The 18,787-nt window shown below is 69.9% G+C and carries 16 protein-coding genes; 4 read left to right on the forward strand and 12 right to left on the reverse strand.

What is annotated here, in order from left to right; translation table 11 throughout:
• Positions 1 to 112: 112 nt before the first annotated feature.
• The 4 genes from DWB68_RS00955 to DWB68_RS00970 form a co-directional block, all read right to left on the reverse strand.
• Positions 113 to 331, reverse strand: coding sequence for a helix-hairpin-helix domain-containing protein (locus DWB68_RS00955; protein WP_119423275.1), 219 nt, complete (start codon positions 329 to 331; stop codon positions 113 to 115).
• 136 nt (positions 332 to 467) lie between these two features.
• Positions 468 to 1,760: a Dyp-type peroxidase gene (locus DWB68_RS00960; protein WP_233548539.1), complete on the reverse strand. Its 1,293-nt coding sequence runs from the start codon at positions 1,758 to 1,760 to the stop codon at positions 468 to 470.
• Between the two features lies 1 nt (position 1,761).
• A complete protein-coding gene (locus tag DWB68_RS00965) occupies positions 1,762 to 2,328 on the reverse strand; it encodes a copper chaperone PCu(A)C (RefSeq protein WP_119423276.1) in 567 nt (188 codons plus the stop codon).
• Between the two features lie 114 nt (positions 2,329 to 2,442).
• Positions 2,443 to 3,138, reverse strand: a complete 696-nt coding sequence (locus DWB68_RS00970; RefSeq protein ID WP_119423277.1) for a hypothetical protein — start codon at positions 3,136 to 3,138, stop codon at positions 2,443 to 2,445.
• 343 nt (positions 3,139 to 3,481) lie between these two features.
• Here DWB68_RS00970 and DWB68_RS00975 point away from each other — a divergent pair, with 343 nt between their 5' ends.
• Entirely contained in the window at positions 3,482 to 4,804 is a 1,323-nt protein-coding gene (locus DWB68_RS00975) for a hypothetical protein (RefSeq protein ID WP_119423278.1), read from the forward strand.
• 230 nt (positions 4,805 to 5,034) lie between these two features.
• On the opposite strand, the gene DWB68_RS00980 is transcribed toward DWB68_RS00975, so the two are convergent.
• Positions 5,035 to 6,996: an ABC transporter ATP-binding protein gene (locus DWB68_RS00980; RefSeq protein ID WP_119423279.1), complete on the reverse strand. Its 1,962-nt coding sequence runs from the start codon at positions 6,994 to 6,996 to the stop codon at positions 5,035 to 5,037.
• Positions 6,997 to 7,135: 139 nt separating this feature from the next.
• On the opposite strand from DWB68_RS00980, the gene DWB68_RS00985 reads away from it, so the two are divergent.
• The gene (locus tag DWB68_RS00985; protein WP_119423280.1) at positions 7,136 to 7,624 is read left to right on the forward strand and encodes a MarR family winged helix-turn-helix transcriptional regulator; all 489 of its coding nucleotides are present in this window, start codon (positions 7,136 to 7,138) and stop codon (positions 7,622 to 7,624) included.
• Between the two features lie 304 nt (positions 7,625 to 7,928).
• Here the strand turns inward: DWB68_RS00985 and DWB68_RS00990 are convergent, their stop codons facing one another.
• Together DWB68_RS00990 and DWB68_RS00995 are read right to left on the reverse strand one after the other, a co-directional pair.
• Entirely contained in the window at positions 7,929 to 8,528 is a 600-nt protein-coding gene (locus DWB68_RS00990; RefSeq protein WP_147391542.1) for a hypothetical protein, read from the reverse strand.
• Between the two features lie 192 nt (positions 8,529 to 8,720).
• Positions 8,721 to 9,371 (reverse strand): copper resistance CopC family protein, encoded by a 651-nt coding sequence (locus DWB68_RS00995; protein WP_158588164.1) that lies wholly within the window; start codon positions 9,369 to 9,371, stop codon positions 8,721 to 8,723.
• Positions 9,372 to 9,507: 136 nt separating this feature from the next.
• Here DWB68_RS00995 and DWB68_RS01000 point away from each other — a divergent pair, with 136 nt between their 5' ends.
• The gene (locus DWB68_RS01000; RefSeq protein ID WP_119423283.1) at positions 9,508 to 10,293 is read left to right on the forward strand and encodes an MBL fold metallo-hydrolase; all 786 of its coding nucleotides are present in this window, start codon (positions 9,508 to 9,510) and stop codon (positions 10,291 to 10,293) included.
• Between the two features lie 24 nt (positions 10,294 to 10,317).
• Positions 10,318 to 11,097, forward strand: a complete 780-nt coding sequence (locus DWB68_RS01005) for an SDR family NAD(P)-dependent oxidoreductase (RefSeq protein WP_119423284.1) — start codon at positions 10,318 to 10,320, stop codon at positions 11,095 to 11,097.
• Between the two features lie 91 nt (positions 11,098 to 11,188).
• Here DWB68_RS01005 and DWB68_RS01010 read toward each other — a convergent pair whose 3' ends face one another.
• From DWB68_RS01010 to DWB68_RS01030, 5 genes are all read right to left on the reverse strand, one after another.
• A complete protein-coding gene (locus DWB68_RS01010) occupies positions 11,189 to 13,504 on the reverse strand; it encodes a PfkB family carbohydrate kinase (protein ID WP_199700339.1) in 2,316 nt (771 codons plus the stop codon).
• Positions 13,505 to 13,575: 71 nt separating this feature from the next.
• Positions 13,576 to 15,357, reverse strand: coding sequence for an ABC transporter permease (locus DWB68_RS01015; protein WP_119423286.1), 1,782 nt, complete (start codon positions 15,355 to 15,357; stop codon positions 13,576 to 13,578).
• A complete protein-coding gene (locus DWB68_RS01020) occupies positions 15,354 to 16,436 on the reverse strand; it encodes an ABC transporter ATP-binding protein (protein WP_119423287.1) in 1,083 nt (360 codons plus the stop codon). Before DWB68_RS01020 ends, DWB68_RS01015 begins: the two co-directional genes overlap by 4 nt.
• 75 nt (positions 16,437 to 16,511) lie before the next feature.
• Positions 16,512 to 17,588, reverse strand: a complete 1,077-nt coding sequence (locus DWB68_RS01025; RefSeq protein WP_119423288.1) for an extracellular solute-binding protein — start codon at positions 17,586 to 17,588, stop codon at positions 16,512 to 16,514.
• Positions 17,589 to 17,608: 20 nt separating this feature from the next.
• Positions 17,609 to 18,604 carry an ROK family protein gene (locus DWB68_RS01030; RefSeq protein WP_158588165.1) on the reverse strand — a complete coding sequence of 332 codons (996 nt, stop codon included), beginning with the start codon at positions 18,602 to 18,604 and terminating at the stop codon, positions 17,609 to 17,611.
• Positions 18,605 to 18,787: the final 183 nt, after the last annotated feature.

Genomic DNA, 18,787 nt, shown 5'->3' on the forward strand with positions numbered 1-18,787 from the left:
AGGACACGAGGACCTCCGTGGATCGAGTGAGTGTGGTAACCCACATCGATACCGGAGGTCCTCACCTCATCCCGTCAGGCCACGCTGACCACAACCACCGTGGGAAGAACACCTAGGCCTCGCGCCAGGAGAGTCCCTGCTCCGCGAGGCCGGCGTCCAGGACCGCGAGGGCCTTGGGACCCACGCCGTGCAGGGCCGCGAGGTCCGTGCGAGACCACGCGGCGAGCGCCGCCCACGTCGAAACGCCAGCGTGCAGCAGCGCTCCGGCGGCCGGGCGGCCGATCGCGCGCGGGAACTCGGTGTTGTCCGCTGCGTGCTCCGGCTGGCTCATGCGGACAGGCTAACCCCACCGCCCGCTCGGGCACTCACACCCCGTGCACCCCGGCCCCACCCCGGCGGCTCCACACGTTTCCTTCAGTTCCACACGGGGATTGCAGTGGAATTGAAGGAAACGTGTGGAGCGGTGCTCAGGCGAAGAGGACGTCGCCCGGGAAGCCGCCCTCGGCCGCGGTCCGCGCGGACGCGGGCGGCACCCAGAACACGCAGGAGCCCACGGGCGTGGTCCACTCGTTCATCATGTCCAGCTCGGCGAGCCGGGCCTGGATCGGGTGGAACTGCTTCACCGGATCGGCCTGGAAGCTCACGAAAAGCAGCCCTGCCCGGTCCGCACCGGACGCGCCGGGGTTGTTGTAGTTGAAGCCGCGCCGGTAGATCTTCTCCCCCGCCGCAGCCGGGCGGGCCCGGCGCACGTGGGCGAAGTCGGCCACCACGGGCCAGCCGCCCTTCTCGGCGGCGAGGTCCACCTCGTCCTTCTCGACCCCGCCCGTGATGGGCGCGCCGTCCTTCAGCGTGCGGCCCACGGCATCCTCGCGGGCGGAGCGATCCACCTCGTCCCAGAGGTCCAGGTCCATGGAGATCCGCCGCAGCACCAGGGACGTGGAACCGTCACCGAACGGCCCGGCCCCGCTCCGATACACCACGCCCTCAAACTCCTCGCTCCCGGGCACTGGATTGGTCGTCCCGTCCACCTGGCCGAAGAGATTGCGCATCGTCGTGCCGTCGGGCCGGGCGCCCCGCGCGTAGCGGAAGCCCTCCTGCACCCACGCCACCGTGGCGAAAGGCGCGCTCTCGCGCTGCAACACGCGGTCGGCGTGCGCCAGCGTGAGCGGGTCGTCGCACGTGAGCTGCAGCAGCACGTCCGCCTCGCCCCAGCGCTCCTCCAACTTGTCGATCTTGTAGGCGGGAAGCGGCGCGAGCCACGCGGGGGCCTCGACCCCGGCACGTGTCACCGCCCCGCGCCCCAGCGCCACGGTGATCGTCAGGGAGGCGGGGGCCTCGCCGAGCTCCGGCTCAACATCGCCCAGGACGGGTCGCCCGGACATGAGCCGCTCGATGTCGTCGCCGAGCAGCGCGAGCCAGCCGCGCAGTTTGGCCGCAGTGGTCCCCTCTCGAAGCAAAAACGCCCGGTAGACGGCGTGCGCCCCGGGCGGCGTCGCCACCCCGGGCTGCCGCCCGGCGGCGGGGACGGCCGCGGTGGACGCCCCCAAGCCGCCAGAGGCAACCGTGGCCGCCGAACCGGGCGCCCCGCCCGGGGCGACGGATCCGGCGGAACCCGGCGCACCGCCGTCGGGCATCGACGAGCCAAGCGAGGAGGCGAGCGCCGCCCCGCCGGCCACGCCCCCGGCGGCGCCGGCCGCCGCGCCCGTGGCCAGCAGGAGCCCGCCGCGCAGCAGCGAGCGGCGTCCCAGTTCGGCGCCCACGTCAGTGACCCGCGTGCGAGGACTCGCCCGTGGAGCTGTCGCCCGTGGGCGCGTAGGACTCCTGCGCGCCCGAGAACGCCTTGACCGGGGCCGAGACCTTGACCTCGGTGCCGTCGTCCAGGGTGAGCGTGACGTCGACGGTGTCGCCCGCCTCGAGGTCCCGCTTGAGGCCCATGAGCATGACGTGGTCGGCGCCGGGCTCGAGGGTGACGGAGGCGCCCGCGGCGAGCGGGAAGCCGCCCTCCTTCTCCTTCATCTCGGTGCCGCCGCCGGCCGTGGTGACCGTGGTGTGCAGCTGGACCATGCCGGCCGCGTCGGAGCTCGCCTTGACGATGGTGCGCTCGGCGCCCGTGTGGTTGGTGACGACGCCGAAGAGCGCGCTCATCCCGTCCTTCTGGGTGGAGGCCTTGACCCAGGCGTCAGCGATCATGACGGAGTCGTGGGCCGCCTGGGTGCTCGTCGCGGCGGCCGTGCCGGTGGCGTTGGAGGTGCTGGCGCCGCAGCCCGTGAGGCCGAGCGCCGCGGCGGCGGAAAGGGCGATCAGGGTGGTCGTGAGGTTCTTGCGCATGGGTTTCTCCCGTGTCTCGCGCGGCCGGGCGCGCCCGGCCAGCGGGCGCGCGAAGGCGGCCCGCAGGGGTTCAGTGGGTGTGCGAGAGCGTCGCCTGCGACCGGCCGGGGCCGGTCAGGCGAACGCGGGGAGCGCGGGCGGGCCGCGGTGCCGCAGCGCGGCGAGGGGCAGCCCCAACAGGTGAGGGCGCGGGAGGCGTACCGAGGGCACGACCGCGGCCGGTCGCCGGGGTGCCACCGGCACCGTGGGCAGGCGTCCGCCGGCCGTGAGGCGCACGGTGCACCAGCGCCAGGCGCTAGCCAGGCCGCGCTCGGCGTGGCGGATGAGCAGCACGGAGGCCAGGGCGGAGAGCAGGTGCGCCAGGATCATGCCGTGGCCCGCCTGCGCCGCCTGGCCGAAGAGTTCGGCCGGAAGCGAGCCCGTGGCGAGGGCGCCGGAGCCGGGATCGGAGGTGCCGAGCGAACCGAAGCTGCGCGCGGCGAGCGCCGCTGCCTCCGCGAGGTGGGCGGCGTGTTCGCCGCCGGCCGTCGTTGCCGCCGCCTGCGTGGTTGCGTGCAGGCCGGCGTGGGCGCCGCCGAAGGCCAGGTGGTAGATGAGCTGGCTCGGGAGCAGGAGGCCCGCGAGGCGCATCAGCGAGGGCTTGGTCCGCGTGAACGGCAGCGCCACGACGGCGCCGAGGGCCCAGGCCATGCCCACGAGGAGCGGCTGCGGCGCGTGACCGCCCGCCATCAGGTGCGAGAACACCGCGATCGAGACCGCGACGCCCGAGGCGCCCCACGCGCGAAAGAGGGGACGCAGGCGGTTGTGCATGCTTCCTCCTTCGGTGCGCTGTGGTTCGTGGCGATGCTCGGGCAGGCCACCGCACATTCTACCGGCAGTAGAAGTGGGGTGCGGCGCCCGCGTGTGGTTGAGCCGGGCGGCGCACTGCGAGTTGGCACGGCGCCCGGCGACTTGCCACCCCGGCGCTTTGAGGCGCGTTCTGCGCTTTGAGGCGTGGATTCCCCGCCTCAAAGCGCAGAACCGGCCTCAAAGCTGCGGGCCCGCGGCGGGCGGCGGGCACGTAAACGGCCGGATCACTTCGAAACTGCGCGAAGGTTGCAGCAGTTCTGAAGCGATCCGGCCGTTTGAAGGCGGCGATCGGTAGCGTGCCCCCATGGGAATCACCGTCGAGGAGCTGCTGGCCGGACCGCGGGGCCGCTTGCTGTGCTTAAACCTCGCGCTCGCCTGGGAGGAAACGCAGGCGCAAGCGGCGGCGGCGTCAGCGGCGCGCTCGCTGGTCGCCGCGCCCGTGTGCCCCGTCCGGCTCCCGTTGTCCGATGCCGTCTGGCAAGCCGACGCCGCCCTGGATCCGGACCCGCGTGGCTCCAGCTACAACCTGCCCTACCCCGAAGAGAACCGGGCGCTGGCGCTCGAGGACATCGACGCCGCCTGGGCACAGCCACTGGCCGCCCGTCGACGGGCGAGGCAAGACGCCGAGGCCTTGATCGCCACGGCGGCCAGGGCATGCCAGAGCATTGCCGCGCGTGTTCCACTGCCCGGGACACTCTTGTGGGCGCTGGCCGACACCGCCGGGGCGGCACGCGGCTGGCAGGCTCCCGCCGGTATCGACGTGCTTCTCGCCCAACCGGCTTTGGTCTCCGCGCTGCGCCCCGTGGCTCAGGCGGTGACGAACAGCCCTGCCGTGGACTGGTGGTCGCGGGGCATGGATCCGCCGGATCAGTGGATCGAGCTACAAGAAAGCGACGGTTCCGCCTGGAGCTGGCGGCTTCGAGGAAACATCCGCAAGGTGTGGGACGAGTGGGCTCAGCACCGCGCTGAGGAGGAGGCCGAGGGCTTTTCAAGCACCGGGTGGACCTCACCCGTCACCTTCGGCCAGGATTCCCCGCCCATCACCCACGGCACCTTGCCCAGCGCGGCGTGCGATGCATCGGGAGCCCCGGCAGAGCGGCCCCACGGCGATGCGGAACTGGCGGTGGCTGGCACCCCCACGGGCTTCCTCATCCAGGAGGACAGCGGGCCGGTGGGGCCACTGATGCAGGCGGGAAGGCTGTTGCCCCAGGCCGCTCCCCGGGTCCTGGAGATCGACTCGGAGGCGGCGTGGGTGTCCGCGTGCACCGCGTTCCCGCTGGACGTGAGCCGTTCGTACGGGCCGCAGGCGAGGCTCGCGCTCTACCTCGTGGACGAGCCCCGGGCCACCACCTGGGTGATCCCGGACTGGGGGAAGGCTGCGCGGGAGTACGACGCGGTCCATCTGACGGTTGGTGCCTATCTCGCCTGCGCCACCCGGCCCATCGAGGTACCCGGTCACGGCTTTTCGGCGATTACCGGCTGGGATCCAGACGAGACGTACTGGCTCCGCTTTCCGCCAGAGCAGGAGCCGCCGAGCGAGGCCAACGGTCGCCTGCGCACCTGGAGCGAGGCCGGCGGCGACGAGTGGCGCGACATCACGAGAGGTCCGACCGGCGCTTCGCGCTGAGACCCGCTCGGCCTCGCCGCATGCTTTGAGGCGCGTTCTGCGCTTTGAGGCGTGGATTCCCCGCCTCAAAGCGCGAAACCCGCCTCAAAGCTGCGTGCCCGCGACGGGCGGCGGGCGGCACACACGCAAACGGCCGGATCGCTTCAAGACTGCGCGAAGGTTGCAGCAGTTCTGAAGCGATCCGGCCGTTTCGAGGGCCCGTCAGCGGGCGCCGGCGAGGGCGCACGCGCCTAGTGCGCGTGCACTCCCTCGCGGTGCCCGTGGCCGCGGGAGCCGCGCCCGCCCGCCCGGGGCGAGGCGGCGTCGTCGTGCTGGTGGTCCTCCGCGCCCTCAGGGGCGGCGTCCTCCAGCGGCAGGCCGGCGGCCTGGCGCTCGGAGAGCTGGGCAAACGCCCCGCCCGCCGCGCGCAGCTGAACCGCCGTGCCGCGCTCCAACACGCGTCCGTTTTCAAACACCGCGATCTGCTCCGCGTCCTCCACGGTGGAGAGGCGGTGCGCGATCGTGAGCGTGGTGCGGGTGGAGGCGAGGTGATCCAGGGCCGCCTGGACCTCGGCCTCCGTGGTGTTATCCAGCGCGGAGGTGGCCTCGTCGAGAACCAGCACGCGGGGGTTGCGCAGGAGCGTCCTGGCGATCGCCAGGCGCTGCTGCTCGCCGCCGGAGAAGCGGTGACCGCGGGCGCCGACCAGGGTGTCGAGCCCCTCGGGCAGGCGGCGGACCAGCTCGGCGATGCGCGCGGCCTCGAGGGCCTCCCACAGCGTCTCGTCGCTGGCCTCGGGGGCCGCCATGCGCAGGTTGTCGCGCACCGAGGCGTGGACCAGGTAGGTCTCCTGGCTCACGACGCCCACGAGGGAGGCGAGGTCGGCGAAGCTCATGTCGCGCACGTCGACGCCGTCGATCGTGACGCGGCCGGAGGTGACGTCATTGAGGCGGGGCACCAGCGAGGCCAGCGTGGACTTGCCGGAGCCGGTGTGGCCCACGAGGGCCGTAGTAGTGCTGGCGGCGATCGTGAGATCAACGTCCTTCAGCACCGGGGAACCCTCGCCGTAGGCGAAGCTCACGCCCTCGAAGCGCACCTCGCCACGCGTGGTGGCAGGGTCCATGCGGACGGGGTTCGCCGGCTCCTTGATGTCCGGGACCAGATCCAGCCACTCGAAGATGCGGGAGAAGAACGCCATGGCGGTCACCCACTGCACGCCCACCGACATGAGGCCCATGACGGGGCGGAACAGGTTGGCCTGCAGGGCCGTGAAGGCCACCACGGTGCCGATGGACAGGCCGTCGCCGCCCAGGGGGAAGCCGGCGGCCAGGTAGATGACGGCCGGGATGGCCGCGAAGATGACCTGCATGGTCGCCATGCGCCAGCGGCCGGCGAGCTGCGATTGCATCTCGAGCTCCACGAGCTCCTGGCTCGCGTCGCTGAAGCGCGCGGCGTCGCGATCCTGCGTGCCGAGCGTCTTGGCCAGGCGGATGCCGGAGACCGAGAGCCCCTCGTCGACGTAGGTCTGCAGCTGGGCCATCTGCGCCTGCTGCTTGGCCGTGATGTCGCGGCGCAGCACCGCAACGCGGCGGGCCACCCACACGGCCAGCGGGATGACGAGCAGGGAGATCAGGGCCAGCCAGGGCGAGAGCACCAGCATGGCGACGATGGTGCCGATGGCCGTGGTGACGTTGGAGGCCACCGAGGTGGCGGTGTTCGTCACGAGGTTCTGCATGCCGTTGATGTCGTTGGTCATGCGGGACTGCACCTCGCCGCCGTGCGTCCTCGTGAAGAAGCCGAGCGACTGGCGCTGCAGGTGCCCGAAGAGCCGGGTGCGCAGATCGTGCATGACGCCCTGGCCCACGCGAGTGGAGATCCAGGTCTGCCACACGCCGATCACGGCGGTGACGGCGGCGACCGCGATCATCGCGATCACGAGCCAGGTCAGCAGCGGCACGTTCCCGTGCGGCAGGGCGTCGTCGATGACGCCGCGCACCAGGAACGGCTGGAACAGGGAGACGATGGAGCTGCCGGTGATGAGCAGCACCACGAGCAGCAGGGGGCCCTTGTAAGGCGTAAAGAGCGCGCCGATGCGGCGCAGGCTCACGGGATGAAGCTTGAGTTGGTTGCGGTCAGCCTTGCTGACCTTGGCGGGACCGTGCCCGCCGCGGCCCCCACCGGGGCCAGGACCATGGAGTGCAGGACCGTGTGTCATGCGTGGCCCTCCTCTTCTCTTGGGGTGGCGTCGCGTTCAGCGCCCGCCTCATTAATGAGGTTACCTCACCAATACGTTCATGTAAAGAGGTAACCTCCACACCTTGGGGTTTGTTCCCGCTGCGCCTAGGATCGAGGCCATGACGCCCGTTCCCCCCGAACTCTCGGACCTGGTCCACTCCGTCTCGCACGGGCTGCGCCGGAGCTGGATGGAGGACCTGGCCCCCTTCGGCATCTCCCCGCACCAGTGGCGCGCGCTGCACACGGTGGCGGCCCACGCCGAGCACGGCGAGGACCTCCCCCGCCAGCGCGACGTCGCCAACGCCTTGCGCATCGCCCCGCGCTCCGCCGCCGAGGTCATCGCCCAGCTCGAGGCCGCCGGCTGGATCACGCGCAGCCAGGACCCCACCGACAAGCGCGCCGTGCTCCTCGAGGCCACCGAGTCCGGCAAGGACCTCGACCGCCGCGTCCACGCCATGCGCTCCGAGCGCAGCGCCGGCTACTTCGAGATCCTCTCCGACGCCGACCGCGCCGAGCTCACCCGCATCCTCGGCGTGCTGCTGGAGGCGCACCCGCGCCCCGAGGGCGCGCGCCGCGGCGGGGGCGGCGGGCTGCACCGCCGCCGTTGAGCCGCCGGCCGGGGCACAACTAAAAACCGAGCCCTCCTGGACTTTCCGCGCACACGAGTGCGCGTTTCGTTCAGGAGGGCTCGGTTTTTGGGCGGCGGTGCACGACGGCGCGTGGCCGGCCTGGGCGGGCGGGCCGGCTGGGTTGGCGGGCCGGGCTGGGCGAGCGGGCTGGGCGAGCGGGCCGGGCTGGGCGAGCGGTGGCGGCTGGGTGAGCGGCGCCGCTCGCCGAGCGAACGCGCACACCGGGCCAGTCCGGAGCGTGCCGGCCACGCTCGGCCGGTGCACGCGCACCGCGCCGCTGCCCCTAGTCCCGCATGCACTTCCCAGGGTTCCGCGCTGATTGCTGCGAGCCGGGCTCGGCCACGTAACCGGCCGCAGCGATGCACGTGAAACCCTGCGCGGGCGCGCTGGTGCTTCCCCCGTACGAGTCAAACGCGGTGATCTCCACCACCTTGAGCCGCGCGCCGTCGGTCTGTGCAAGCGTGACGATCGGGTCGCCCTCGGTGGTGGTGGCCCACCAGCCGGTGTGGGCTGGCTCCCCGGCTTCGATGGCCGCCGCGAAGCACGCCCGCTGGGCGGACTCCAGCGCCAAGGTGTCGGTGAGCGCCACCGATCCGCAGTCCTTGCCCCGCGGTGCGGCCGCCCACGCGGGCGTCACCGCGAGCGCCCTCGCCGCATCCACCGGATCGTCCCCCGTGTAGCGCCGCACGGGGCCGGCCGTCGCTCCGCCCTGCGGGGCGCCGGTGTCCACGCACGAACCGTTGGACGGGCACTCCTGATAGACACCGGGGAACGTGCGCACGGAGCAGCCGCCCAGCGCACCGGTGCCGAAGACGCCCACAGCGGACACCACCGCCGCTGCGCGCCGAACGCCCGAGCCAACCACCCGCCGTCGTGCCTTCATGGCTGCCTCCCTTGCCAGAGCGGATCACCGATCCGCCCAGGCTAGGCGCGCGCCGAGCCCCGCGAGAAGCACGGGACGATGACAAAAAACCGAGCCCTCCTGGACTTTCCGCGCACTCGAGTGCGCGTTGTGTTCAGGAGGGCTCGGTTTTTGGGCGGCATGCCCGGCGACGCGGGGCCGGCCGAGCGGCGGCTAGAACTCGTCGCTTCCTGGCTTCTTGCGCGTGAGCTGCAGGATGATGCCGAGAACGATCGCCAGGACCAGGAAGCCGGCCACGATCCACATGATCATGACGGTCGGCGCGGTCTCGGCGACGACGTCGGCGCCGCCGGAGGCCTGCGCGCTGGCCGAGGCGGCGGGGCTCTTGGCCGGAGCGGCCGTGGCCTTGGCCGAGCTCGCGGCGCCGGAGGACGCGGCGGGCTTGGCCTTCTCGCCCTTCGTCACCGTGAAGGCGTAGTCGTCGTTGCTGTGGATGCGGTGCCCATCAGAAGACAGCGCGGACCAGGAGACGTCGTAGGTGCCGGCCGGCAGCGCGGTGAGCGCGCGGGAGAGCTTGGCGCCGTCGATCTTGACGTCTCCCGTGGCGTACTCCTTGCCGTCGCGGTCGGTGACCGAGATGGCGTTGGAGGTGCCGGCGATCTGCTTGATCTCGGCGGAGAAGGTCAGCGTGATCGTGTCGGGTGCCACCTCGATCGCGCTGCCTGCCTTGGGCGTGCCGCCCAGGAACTGGTCGTGCGCCTGCGCCGGAGCCGCCGCAATGAACGGGGCGGCCAGCAGGGCGAGCGCGCCGGCGAGGGCCAGCGCGAGGCGCGAACGAAGCGGGCGGGGGGCGGTGGTGGACACGGTTCCTCCTGTAACGATGGTGGCCCCGCGGCGGCCGGTTGGCACGCGCGCACGGCAACTCACCATCCTACGTCGACGCCCGGCCCCACCGCTGTGACGGCGGCGGCATCGGCGGATCCCACGGCATACTTCAAGCATGAGCGAACTCGACTCCCCCGTCGCCGGCGTGCGCGTCCTGCGTCAGGACAATCCCGGGCCCATGACCCTCCAGGGCACGCAGAGCTACGTCATCGCGGCGCCTGGCGGCGCCGTGGTCATCGATCCAGGGGACGACGACGCAGCACACCAGGAGGCGCTGTCGGCGCTGGGCCCCGTGGCGCTCATCCTCGTGACGCACCGCCACCACGATCACGTGGGCGGGCTGCCCCGCCTGCGCGAGCTGACGGGCGCGCCATCGCGCGGCGCGGCAGCCGAGTTCAGCGTCGGCGCCGCCCCGCTGGCGGACGGCGAGCTGATCGAGCTGGGTCAGGGCCTGGCCCTGCGCGTGCTCGCGACGCCGGGTCACACGGGGGATTCGATCAGCCTCGTGTTGCTGCGGGACGGCGCGGACGTCGCCGTCTTCACGGGCGACACGATCCTCGGCTACGGCACCACGATCATCGACCACCCGGACGGCACGCTCGAGGACTACCTCGCTTCGCTCGAGGCCCTGCGGGCCCTCGGGCCCGTGGAGACGCTCCCGGCCCACGGCGGCTTCCCCGGTCCGGTGGACGCGCTCGCCCAGAAGTACCTCGACCACCGGCTCATGCGCCTGGAACAAGTCCGGGCCGCGGCGGCCGGGCTCCTGGAGCGCGGCCTCGAGCCCACGGTCCCGGCCGTCGCCGACGTGGTCTACGCGGAGGTGGACCCCTCCGTCCGGCGGGCCGCCGAGCACACCGTCTCCGCCCAGCTGGCGCTGCTGGCGCGGCGCGGCGACATCTAGTCCGCCCGCGCCTACCCTCGTTCCATGAGCAGCACCGAGCCGGAGGCTCCCCACCGCACCGCCCTCGTCACGGGTGCCACGAGCGGGATCGGGCTGGAGTTTGCCCGCCAGCTCGCGGCCCAGGGCCGCCACCTCATCCTCGTGGCCCGCGACCGGGACCGCCTCGCTGCGGTCGCGGCCGAGCTGGAGGGCGGCTACGCCATCCACACGGAGTCGATCGTGGCCGATCTGCTGGACGAGGCGAGCCAGGAGGCGGTGATCGAGCGCCTCCTGAGCCACGTGGATCCCGTGGAGCTGCTCGTCAACAACGCCGGCTACGGCCTGGTGCGCAGCTTCGCCGACAACACGTGGGACGAGGAGCGCGACCATTGGCGCATCCATACCGAGGTCCCGCTCCGGCTGGCCCATGCGGCCCTGCAAGCCATGCGCGAGCGCGGCGGCGGGCGCATCATCAACGTGGCCTCCGTGGCCGCGTTCACTCCGCGCGGCACCTACTCGGCGTCCAAGCTGGCGATGGTGAACTTCTCGAAGTGGGCCACGCTGCATCACGCGGAGGACGGCCTCGTCGTCACGGCCCTGTGCCCGGGCTTCACGCGCACCGAGTTCCACGAGCGCATGGGCCAAGACACCAAGGCCTTCCCCAGGCTCGCGTGGCTCAAGGCCGAGGACGTGGTGCGCCAGGGGCTCGCCGATTCCGCCGCCGGCCGGTCCCTCAGCATCCCCTCGCTGCGGTACAAGATCGCGCGCCTGGCGGCGAGCGTGCTCCCGGCCAAGACCGTGGAGAAGATCGTCCGGCGCAGCTAAGTGCCGTTGTCATGACAGCGGGGGTGGGCGTTCGCCGCCCACCCCCGCTGTCGCCCCGGATCAGAGTTCCCTCCACCGGCGCCGTCCTTCGCTATGACTTGGTTGAGCTCACGTGCCGCGACGCCGCGGCCACGGCCCTTTCCGTCGCCACCGCCAGCGAGGACCCCGCGGCCAGTTCCGCGAGCAGCGTTCCATTCAGACTGTCGCCAGCACCGGTTGAGTCCACCACCTCAACGCGCGGCGCGGGGAAATCATGCTGCTCCCCGCCAGCAAAGACGCTGGCGCCGCGCGCGCCCCGCTTGAGCACGACGGTGGTTCCGGTCCGGGCCGCGATGCTGCGCGCCGCGTCGACCGGGTCCTCCATACCTGCCAGACCGCACGCCTCGGACTCGTTGGGGAGAAAGAGCTCCACCTGCGGCAGAACGTCCTCCAGAAGCTGCCGTTGCTCGGCTGCCCCCCAGCCCTGCGCGGGATGGCCCGTGTCCAGGGCCGTGTGGCAGCCTGCGGCGCGGGCGGCTTCGAGGAAGCTCAGCCCCGTCCCCTCCCGTAGCGCGGGAACCAAGAAGTAGCCGGCAAACAGCACGTATGTGCCGGCGTCCGGCAGCTCTCGCCGCTCGAACGTCATCGCCTCCGCGGCACCGGTGCTGGAGAGGAAGGCCCGATCGCGTCCCGTGTCTTCCACGGCAACGGTCACCCCGGTGGGAGCCGAGGCAGTGGGATCCATGTCAAGCAGCACGCCTTCCTGCTCCAGCACATCGCGCAAAAGGTGCCCGGTGGCATCCTCACCGACAACCGCGCTCAGCAACGTGCGGGCTCCGGCCCTCGCCGCGTGCGTGGCCGAGTTGGCCGCGCTGCCACCCAGGCGAGAGGCAATGCCGCGCACCAACACCTCGGTACCGGGTTCTGGCAAGGCGCAGACGCCCCGCACCACCACGTCCAGATTGGCATCGCCAAAGACATGCACAGCCGGGGGCAGGCTCTGGCGAGTCAGCTCCATGAGGGCTTTGCGGGCCTCGGCGAGGTGCGCGCGGCGGACGTCGCCGCCGCTTTGTAGCTGGGCCAGGCGGCCCTGTTGCTGCGCCACGGCCGCCTTCACGGCGTCGACGCCGGGCGAACCCGCCTGAACGCGCGCGAGCACGGCTTCGGGATGCAGGCCAGCGCTCATGACGAGCTCGGCCAGCTCCGGGTCGGCACCGGCGTCCAGCAGGGCCTGCTGAACCGAAGCCAGAGACCACGTCAGCGGGGAGCCCGAGCGGAAGAGCCCGCCCACAATGTCGTGCGCGGCGCGCCACGGGACGCCCTTCGTGGCGAGGGCCTCGGACACCGATGTCGTCGTGATGCCGGCCTCGACCATCTGTTGTGCGCTCGGAAGTGCGCCGATCTCAAATCCACGCATCACGCCGTCGTGCAGGCGCAACAGACGCACCAAGCGATCGCCGGATGCCCACAGGTGCTTCTGCACATCCGTCGTGGCGTTGTTGGAGTCCTCGTACCAGCCCGCGGCGATCGTTGTCATGGTGGAGAGAAGATCGCCGTTGCTGGCCCCCGACATGGACACCATGTGTTCCAACACCACGGGATTCTGCTTCTGCGGCATGATCGAGGAGCCCTGCGAGAACTCGGCGGGCGTCTTGACCCAACCAAAGTTCATCCACTCCTGGAGCACACGGGCCCAGCGCGCCGTGGTGGCGGAGATCCGGGCGTAGATCGCGGCCAGGCGCATGAAGTGCTCCGCGCCGGCGACGGCTTCGTAGGAGGCGATAAAGCTCGAGTCGAAACCCAAAAGATCCGCCACGCGCGCGGCGTCGATCTCAATGTCCGTCCCGGCAAAGGCAGCGGAGCCCAAGGGAGACACGTTGAGCTCGTCGTACACCGAGAGCAGCTCCGTGGCCTGGGAGAGCATGCTCTCCGCCAAGCCAGAGAGTACGTGCCCCACCGTGGTTGGCTGCGCCGGGCGGCGGTGTGTGTGCCCCGTCAGCAGCCACTTCACGCCGTTGCTCGCAACGGCAAGTGTGTCCTGGGCTGTCTGCAGCAAGAGGTCCGTGATATCCAGGACGTCCCTACGCAGGATCATCCGGAAGACACCGGCGTCCAGGTCGTTGCGACTGCGAGCCAATTGCACGTCCAGCTCCGATGTGGGGATCGCGCAGGCCTTGGCCAGCTCGCATTCCAAGCGGTAGTACGGGTCCTCGGCCTGCGAGGTGAAGTCCAGGTGGCGGGGCCCGTGATAGCCGGTCCCGCGACCCTCGCCCCAGCCCCAGCGCTGAATCAGGGTGTGCAGGCCGCGCAGCAGCAGATCGGCGCGCCGTTCCGGTAGCACCCCGCGCTCCTTCATCATCTGCACGTGGGCAAGAGAAGCCTCAACCATCGCAGGCAGATCGTGCGGAGCGGACTCCTCAAACGCCACCCGCAGGTGGTTGTCCCAGTAGACGGAGAGGTCATCACGATCACGCAAGCGCGCGCGTTCCGGGGCAGTCATCACGAGACCTTTCGGGTCGGGGGTTCGGTGAGTGAGGCAGCTTTCGTGGAGGAGCGGCGCCGCCGCGGATTCTCCAGAAAGTCGGCGAGGAGCAGAACGATCAAAATGGCAAACATTTGCAATGCGCCGTAGGCAAACGCCGAGCCGATCTCATTGGCGTACTGGCGGTTGTAGATCTCCACCGAGAGCGGGGCAAAGCGCGCCGGGTACACCACCACCGAGGCGACGTATTCGCCAAAGCCCTGCACGAAGGCCATGAGCGCTCCGGCGATGACACCGCGGGTCATCAGAGGAAGCGTGACTAGGCGCAAGGTGCGCAGAGGCCCGGCTCCCAGGTTCTGAGCCGCTTCCTCCACCGAGGGATCGATCTGCGCCAGCGACGCGGCCGCGTTGCGGAAGACCAGCGGCACAAAGCGGATGAAGTAGGCCAGCGGCAGGATCCACAGCGAACCGACGAACACCTGGCCCAGGTTGAACGGGGTGGGGCTGGCAAACGCCGTGACGATGTTGATGCCCACCACGGTCCCGGGGAGTGCCCAGGGCAGCATGATCATGACATCGAGCCAGCCGGCACCCCTCCCCTTCCATCTCGCCACGACCCATGCGGTCAGCACGCCCACCAGGATGGAGGCCAGCATCGCGAGACCCGACATTTGAGACGAGACCAGCAAGGGGCGCAACGAGACAGGATCGGAGAAGATGGTCACGAAGTTCGCCACGGTGTATTGCGGCGGCAGGATCTGCGTGGTCCAGGTGCCATCCACTGTGAAGGCCAGCAGGATGATCGTCACGACGGGTGCGGCCAGGACCGCCACCACGGCAACGGAGCCCACGGCCGCGAGGGTTCGCGGCAAGGTGCCCTGCACCGACTTCAGGGCCTGCGGGGTTCCCTTGGACGCGCTGCGTGTTGAACGCCGGCCCTGGTACCAGCGCATGAGCAGCAGGAACGCGATGGAGACGAGCGAGAGCACGGTCGATTGGGCGGCGGCCAAGGGGTAGTCCCCTGAGGTCTTGGCTGCCACGATGCGCATCGTCAGGGTGTTGACGTTGTAGAACTGTGGGGCTGTGAACGAGGCCATCGAGACCATGAAGGTCAGCAGCGCTCCCGAGACCAGGGCGGGCGTCAGCATCGGCATGAGCACTTGACGCCACATCGTGACGCGGTTGGCTCCCAGGTTCATGGCGGCTTCCTCGAGGGAAGCGTCCGAGCCGGCGAGGCCAGCGCTCACCGCGAGATAGAAGTACGGGTACATGGTCATGGTGTGCACGAGCAGCACACCCGCCACACCGTCTGCCGAGAAAGTGGACGCCATGATGCCCGTGACGGACTCCATGAAGCGGGGCACGATGCCCGAAGCGCCGTAGAGGTAGTAAAACGACAGCGCGCCGATGAGGGGAGGCAGCGCCATGGGCAACAAGGCCACCACCCGCAGGACGCGGCGCCCTGGGAAATCGAAACGCGAGAGCAGGACGGCCAGGCCGGATCCAACGATGCCGGCCAAGACCACGGAGGCCAGCGAAATCCCCACCGAGAGCAGGAGCGCGGTCCAGGCCGTACCGCCGGCGCCAAAGGCCTCGTAGGCTTCGCCGCCGTCCTCCAACGAGGAGAAGAGCGTGGCGAACATCGGGAGCACCACGTAGACCAACAGGATCGCCACGAGCGGCAACGCGAGGGCGTACACGAAGCGATCGGAGGAGCTCAGCCCCTTCCAACCGACCCCGCGGCGCCGTTTGGCACGTGACGGCGTGGTGGTGCTGGGAGGAGTCGCTAGCGCGGTCATGGCGCCACCGACCAGAGCCGATCCACGGCCGGCTGCACGGAGACCAGCTCGTCCACGGCCGGAATATCTGGGCCGTCTGGAACGGTGGCCAACAACTGCGTTTCCCCATAGTTGAGCGTCACGGTGCAGGACGCACCCGTGTACTCCACGGCGCTGACTCTCCCCCGCAGCGTTCCCGCGTCCGTCGACCCGGTCGACACAACGCGCAGGTCCTCCGGGCGGATCGACACGGCGATGTCTTCCTCGACACCGATGTGCGCAGTGGGGCTGTTCTCGGTGTTTGGCACCGTGAGGAGCTCGCCGTTGCTCAGGCGCACGGTGTGCGTGCGCTCGTCTCGTCCCAGTAAGGTGCCGGCCAGCACATTGGAGCGCCCGATGAACCGTGCCACGAAGGACGTCGCTGGGCGGCGATAGACCTCGCGCGGCGTGCCCACCTGGTGCAGGTGCCCCGCGCTCATGACGGCGATGCGGTCGCTCATGGCCATGGCTTCGGCCTGATCGTGCGTCACGTACAGGCTCGTGGTCGCAGAGGCCTGCTGGATGGAACGGATATGGGCGCGCGTTTCCTCGCGCAGCTTGGCGTCCAGGTTGCTCAGCGGTTCGTCCAGCAGGAGCACGCTCGGGTTGATGACCAACGCCCGAGCCAAGGCAACGCGCTGCTGTTGGCCGCCCGAGAGCTGGTCGATGCGCCGCTCGCCGTAGCCGGTGAGCCCGACCACGTCGAGGGCCTCAGCGACGCGCTGACCGCGCTCGGACTTCGAGGTCTTGCGCATGCGAAGCCCGAAGGCCACGTTCGTGGCCACGTCCATGTGGGGAAAGAGAGCGTAGTTCTGGAACACCATGCCGGTGTCGCGCTTGTAAGGAGGGACGGTCGTGACGTCGCGCTCGCCAAATCGGAGGGTTCCCGACGTAGGCACCACAAAGCCTGCGACCATGCGCAAGGTGGTGGACTTACCGCAACCGGACGGGCCCAGGAGCGTGAAGAACTCGCCGTCCTTAATGTGTAGATCGATACCGGCGACGGAAGGTGCCGCATCTGCGTATTGCTTGGTGACGTTGTCGAGAACAACCGAGGTCATGGTGTTTCCTCCGGGAGAAAGATGGCGGCCGCTGGTCGGGACCAACGGCCGCCACGGGCTAGGTGCCGCTGGCGATTAGCCCTTGTTCTTGATGTTGGACGCCCAGTAAGAGATCCACTCGGTTTCATTGGAGGCGATGGCGTTCCAGTCGAGCTTCATCTCCTTCAGGTTCAGCTCCGCAAGCCAGCTCGGCTCGGACTTCAGCTTCACCGTGGGGATCTGGAAGTGCTTCTCGGCCAGCTTGGCCTGCTCCTCGTTGCTGAGCAGGAACGACAGGAACGCATCAGCACCTGCGCCGTTCGGGCCGCCCTTGACCTTCGCCACACCGTCGATCAGCATCGGGGCGCCGGAGGTCGGGACCTTGGGCGAGAGCATCTTGAAGGAGCCGCTCTTCTGCAACATGATGTCCTGCAGGTTCCACAGTGAGATCGGTGCTTCTTGACGGCTCATGCGCTGGTAGAGGTCCGTGGGGTTTGCTGCGTAGACCTTGGTGTTGGCGTCGAGCGACTTGAGCCAGGTGTAGCCGGCCTCAACGTTCTCGCCCGAAGCGACCTTGTTCTGGATCATGGCGGAGTAGATGGAACGCATGGTGCCGGAGGGTTCCACGTCGCGGATCGCGATCTTGTCCTTGTATTCCGGCTTGAGCAGGTCGTCCCAGTCCGACGGAGCCTGGTCGAGCGGCATCATGTCGGTGTTGATCATGAAGAGTTCGGCCAGCTTCATCTCGCCCACCCACAGGCCTTCGGGGTGACGGGCTTCCGCGGGGATCGCATCCACCACAGCAGTGGGGGCCTTGTCCAGCAAATCATCGTTGGCCGCTTGGGTCATCTGCTGGCTGGTTCCGCCCCACCAGACGTCGCCTTGGGGGTTGGACTTCTCGCCGCGGATGCGTTCGAGGGCTTCCTGCGCGCCGAGCGTCAGGATCGTGACCTTGCCCTTGTAGGCGGGGTTGGCGGCCTCGAAATCGGCCACGACGCCCTCAGCCAGCGCCTTATCTCGCGCCGTGTATATCGTGAAGGCCGCAGCGGCGTCCGAGCCCTCTGCCGAGGGCTTGGAGCCGCCGTCGTCCAGGCCGCACGCGCTCAGCGTGAGCGCCGCGGCCATGGCCACGCCGGCCATGAACTTGGAACGGGTCGTCGTCAACTTGCTCATAACGGTCTCCTTCTTTCTTCTCAGGGGTACAAGTGATTCGTCGGGGAAGGGTCGGGGAGGAACAGCTCCGCGTTGGAGCTGACCAGTTCAACGACGCCGGCAGCCACCCCGCCCTGGCCAAGCCAAGCGAAGGCCACGTCGACGGGGTGCGGGGAGCGCGAGGTCACGCGGCGCGTGAGCTCGTCAAGCACCCCTTGCGGCAGCTCACACACATCTCCGGCGAAAACGATGGTCGCGGGGTCGGCGACGCAGCACGTCACGAGGGCCGCATAGCTCCACGCGTCGAGCGCGGCGTCGACAACGGGTGTGGCGGCGGTCACGGACTCCCAGTCGAGTCCGTCCCTGATCAGTCGGGCGTTCACCGCGGCGAGCGACCATTCCCGTTCGAACGGTCCCTCCGTGTCGCCCGGGGCCGCCCAGACCCCGCCGTAGGGAAGGAAGCCGATCTCGCCTGCCGAACGGGTGGCCCCGGGTTCGATCTTGCCCTCCCGAACCACGGCGCCGCCGATGCCGGCACCGATGTACACGAGCCCCACGTCGTCGCGATCCTTGGCGGCCCCGCGGGCTGCTTCCCCCAGTGCCAGGAGATTCACGTCGTTTTCGATCAGCACGGGGAGGCCTGTCACTTCGCCCAAGTGAGAGCGAAGCTCCATGGAGCTCTTGAGCCCAACAGCGGGGGCACTGGAGACGGAGCCGTCCGCGGCCACCACACCCGGAAGCGACACCGCAACGCAGCGCGAGGGTTTGGCGGCGGCGGCGGACAGGGTGTGAAGAGCCTCCGTCAGGACGCCGGGCGTGTCGAGGTGCTTAACGTCCCGAACGATACGGACGAGTTCATGGCCGCTCAGATCAATCTGTGAGGCCGTGAGCCGATGGTCGGTAAACGAGAGCAGCGTCATGAGCACCGCCGAGCGATCGAACCCGAGGAGCGAAGCCGGCCGACCGCCGGTGGTGCTGGCCTTGCCGGTATCCATCACGAGGCCCAGGTGCACGAGGTCTCGGATCGTCGCGGTCATGGAGGCCGGTGAGTAGCCGGAGCGCCGGGCAAGAGTGGCCCGAGAAAGGGGTCCCTCGTCCAAGAGGAGCCGGGCCGCGGTGCGCAGGCGGCTGCCGCGGAGGCTGGCCCCGCCGGCCGGTGAGACCGCCGGCTGCAACGAGTGTGACATCGATGACATAGATTCTTTATAGACTAAAGGAAG

The organism is Galactobacter valiniphilus, from assembly GCF_003575975.1.
GTDB classification, from domain to species: Bacteria; Actinomycetota; Actinomycetes; order Actinomycetales; family Micrococcaceae; genus Galactobacter; species Galactobacter valiniphilus.

Bases quoted from the DNA above. Each gene is read 5' to 3' on its own strand.
- DWB68_RS00955 (WP_119423275.1), bottom strand. From the start codon at position 331: ATGAGCCAGCCGGAGCACGCAGCGGACAACACCGAGTTCCCGCGCGCG.
- DWB68_RS01015 (WP_119423286.1), bottom strand. From the start codon at position 15,357: ATGACCGCGCTAGCGACTCCTCCCAGCACCACCACGCCGTCACGTGCC.
- DWB68_RS00970 (WP_119423277.1), bottom strand. From the start codon at position 3,138: ATGCACAACCGCCTGCGTCCCCTCTTTCGCGCGTGGGGCGCCTCGGGC.
- DWB68_RS01025 (WP_119423288.1), bottom strand. From the start codon at position 17,588: ATGAGCAAGTTGACGACGACCCGTTCCAAGTTCATGGCCGGCGTGGCC.
- DWB68_RS00965 (WP_119423276.1), bottom strand. From the start codon at position 2,328: ATGCGCAAGAACCTCACGACCACCCTGATCGCCCTTTCCGCCGCCGCG.
- DWB68_RS00990 (WP_147391542.1), bottom strand. From the start codon at position 8,528: ATGAAGGCACGACGGCGGGTGGTTGGCTCGGGCGTTCGGCGCGCAGCG.
- DWB68_RS01000 (WP_119423283.1), top strand. From the start codon at position 9,508: ATGAGCGAACTCGACTCCCCCGTCGCCGGCGTGCGCGTCCTGCGTCAG.
- DWB68_RS01005 (WP_119423284.1), top strand. From the start codon at position 10,318: ATGAGCAGCACCGAGCCGGAGGCTCCCCACCGCACCGCCCTCGTCACG.
- DWB68_RS00975 (WP_119423278.1), top strand. From the start codon at position 3,482: ATGGGAATCACCGTCGAGGAGCTGCTGGCCGGACCGCGGGGCCGCTTG.
- DWB68_RS01030 (WP_158588165.1), bottom strand. From the start codon at position 18,604: ATGACCGCGACGATCCGAGACCTCGTGCACCTGGGCCTCGTGATGGAT.
- DWB68_RS00980 (WP_119423279.1), bottom strand. From the start codon at position 6,996: ATGACACACGGTCCTGCACTCCATGGTCCTGGCCCCGGTGGGGGCCGC.
- DWB68_RS00985 (WP_119423280.1), top strand. From the start codon at position 7,136: ATGACGCCCGTTCCCCCCGAACTCTCGGACCTGGTCCACTCCGTCTCG.
- DWB68_RS01020 (WP_119423287.1), bottom strand. From the start codon at position 16,436: ATGACCTCGGTTGTTCTCGACAACGTCACCAAGCAATACGCAGATGCG.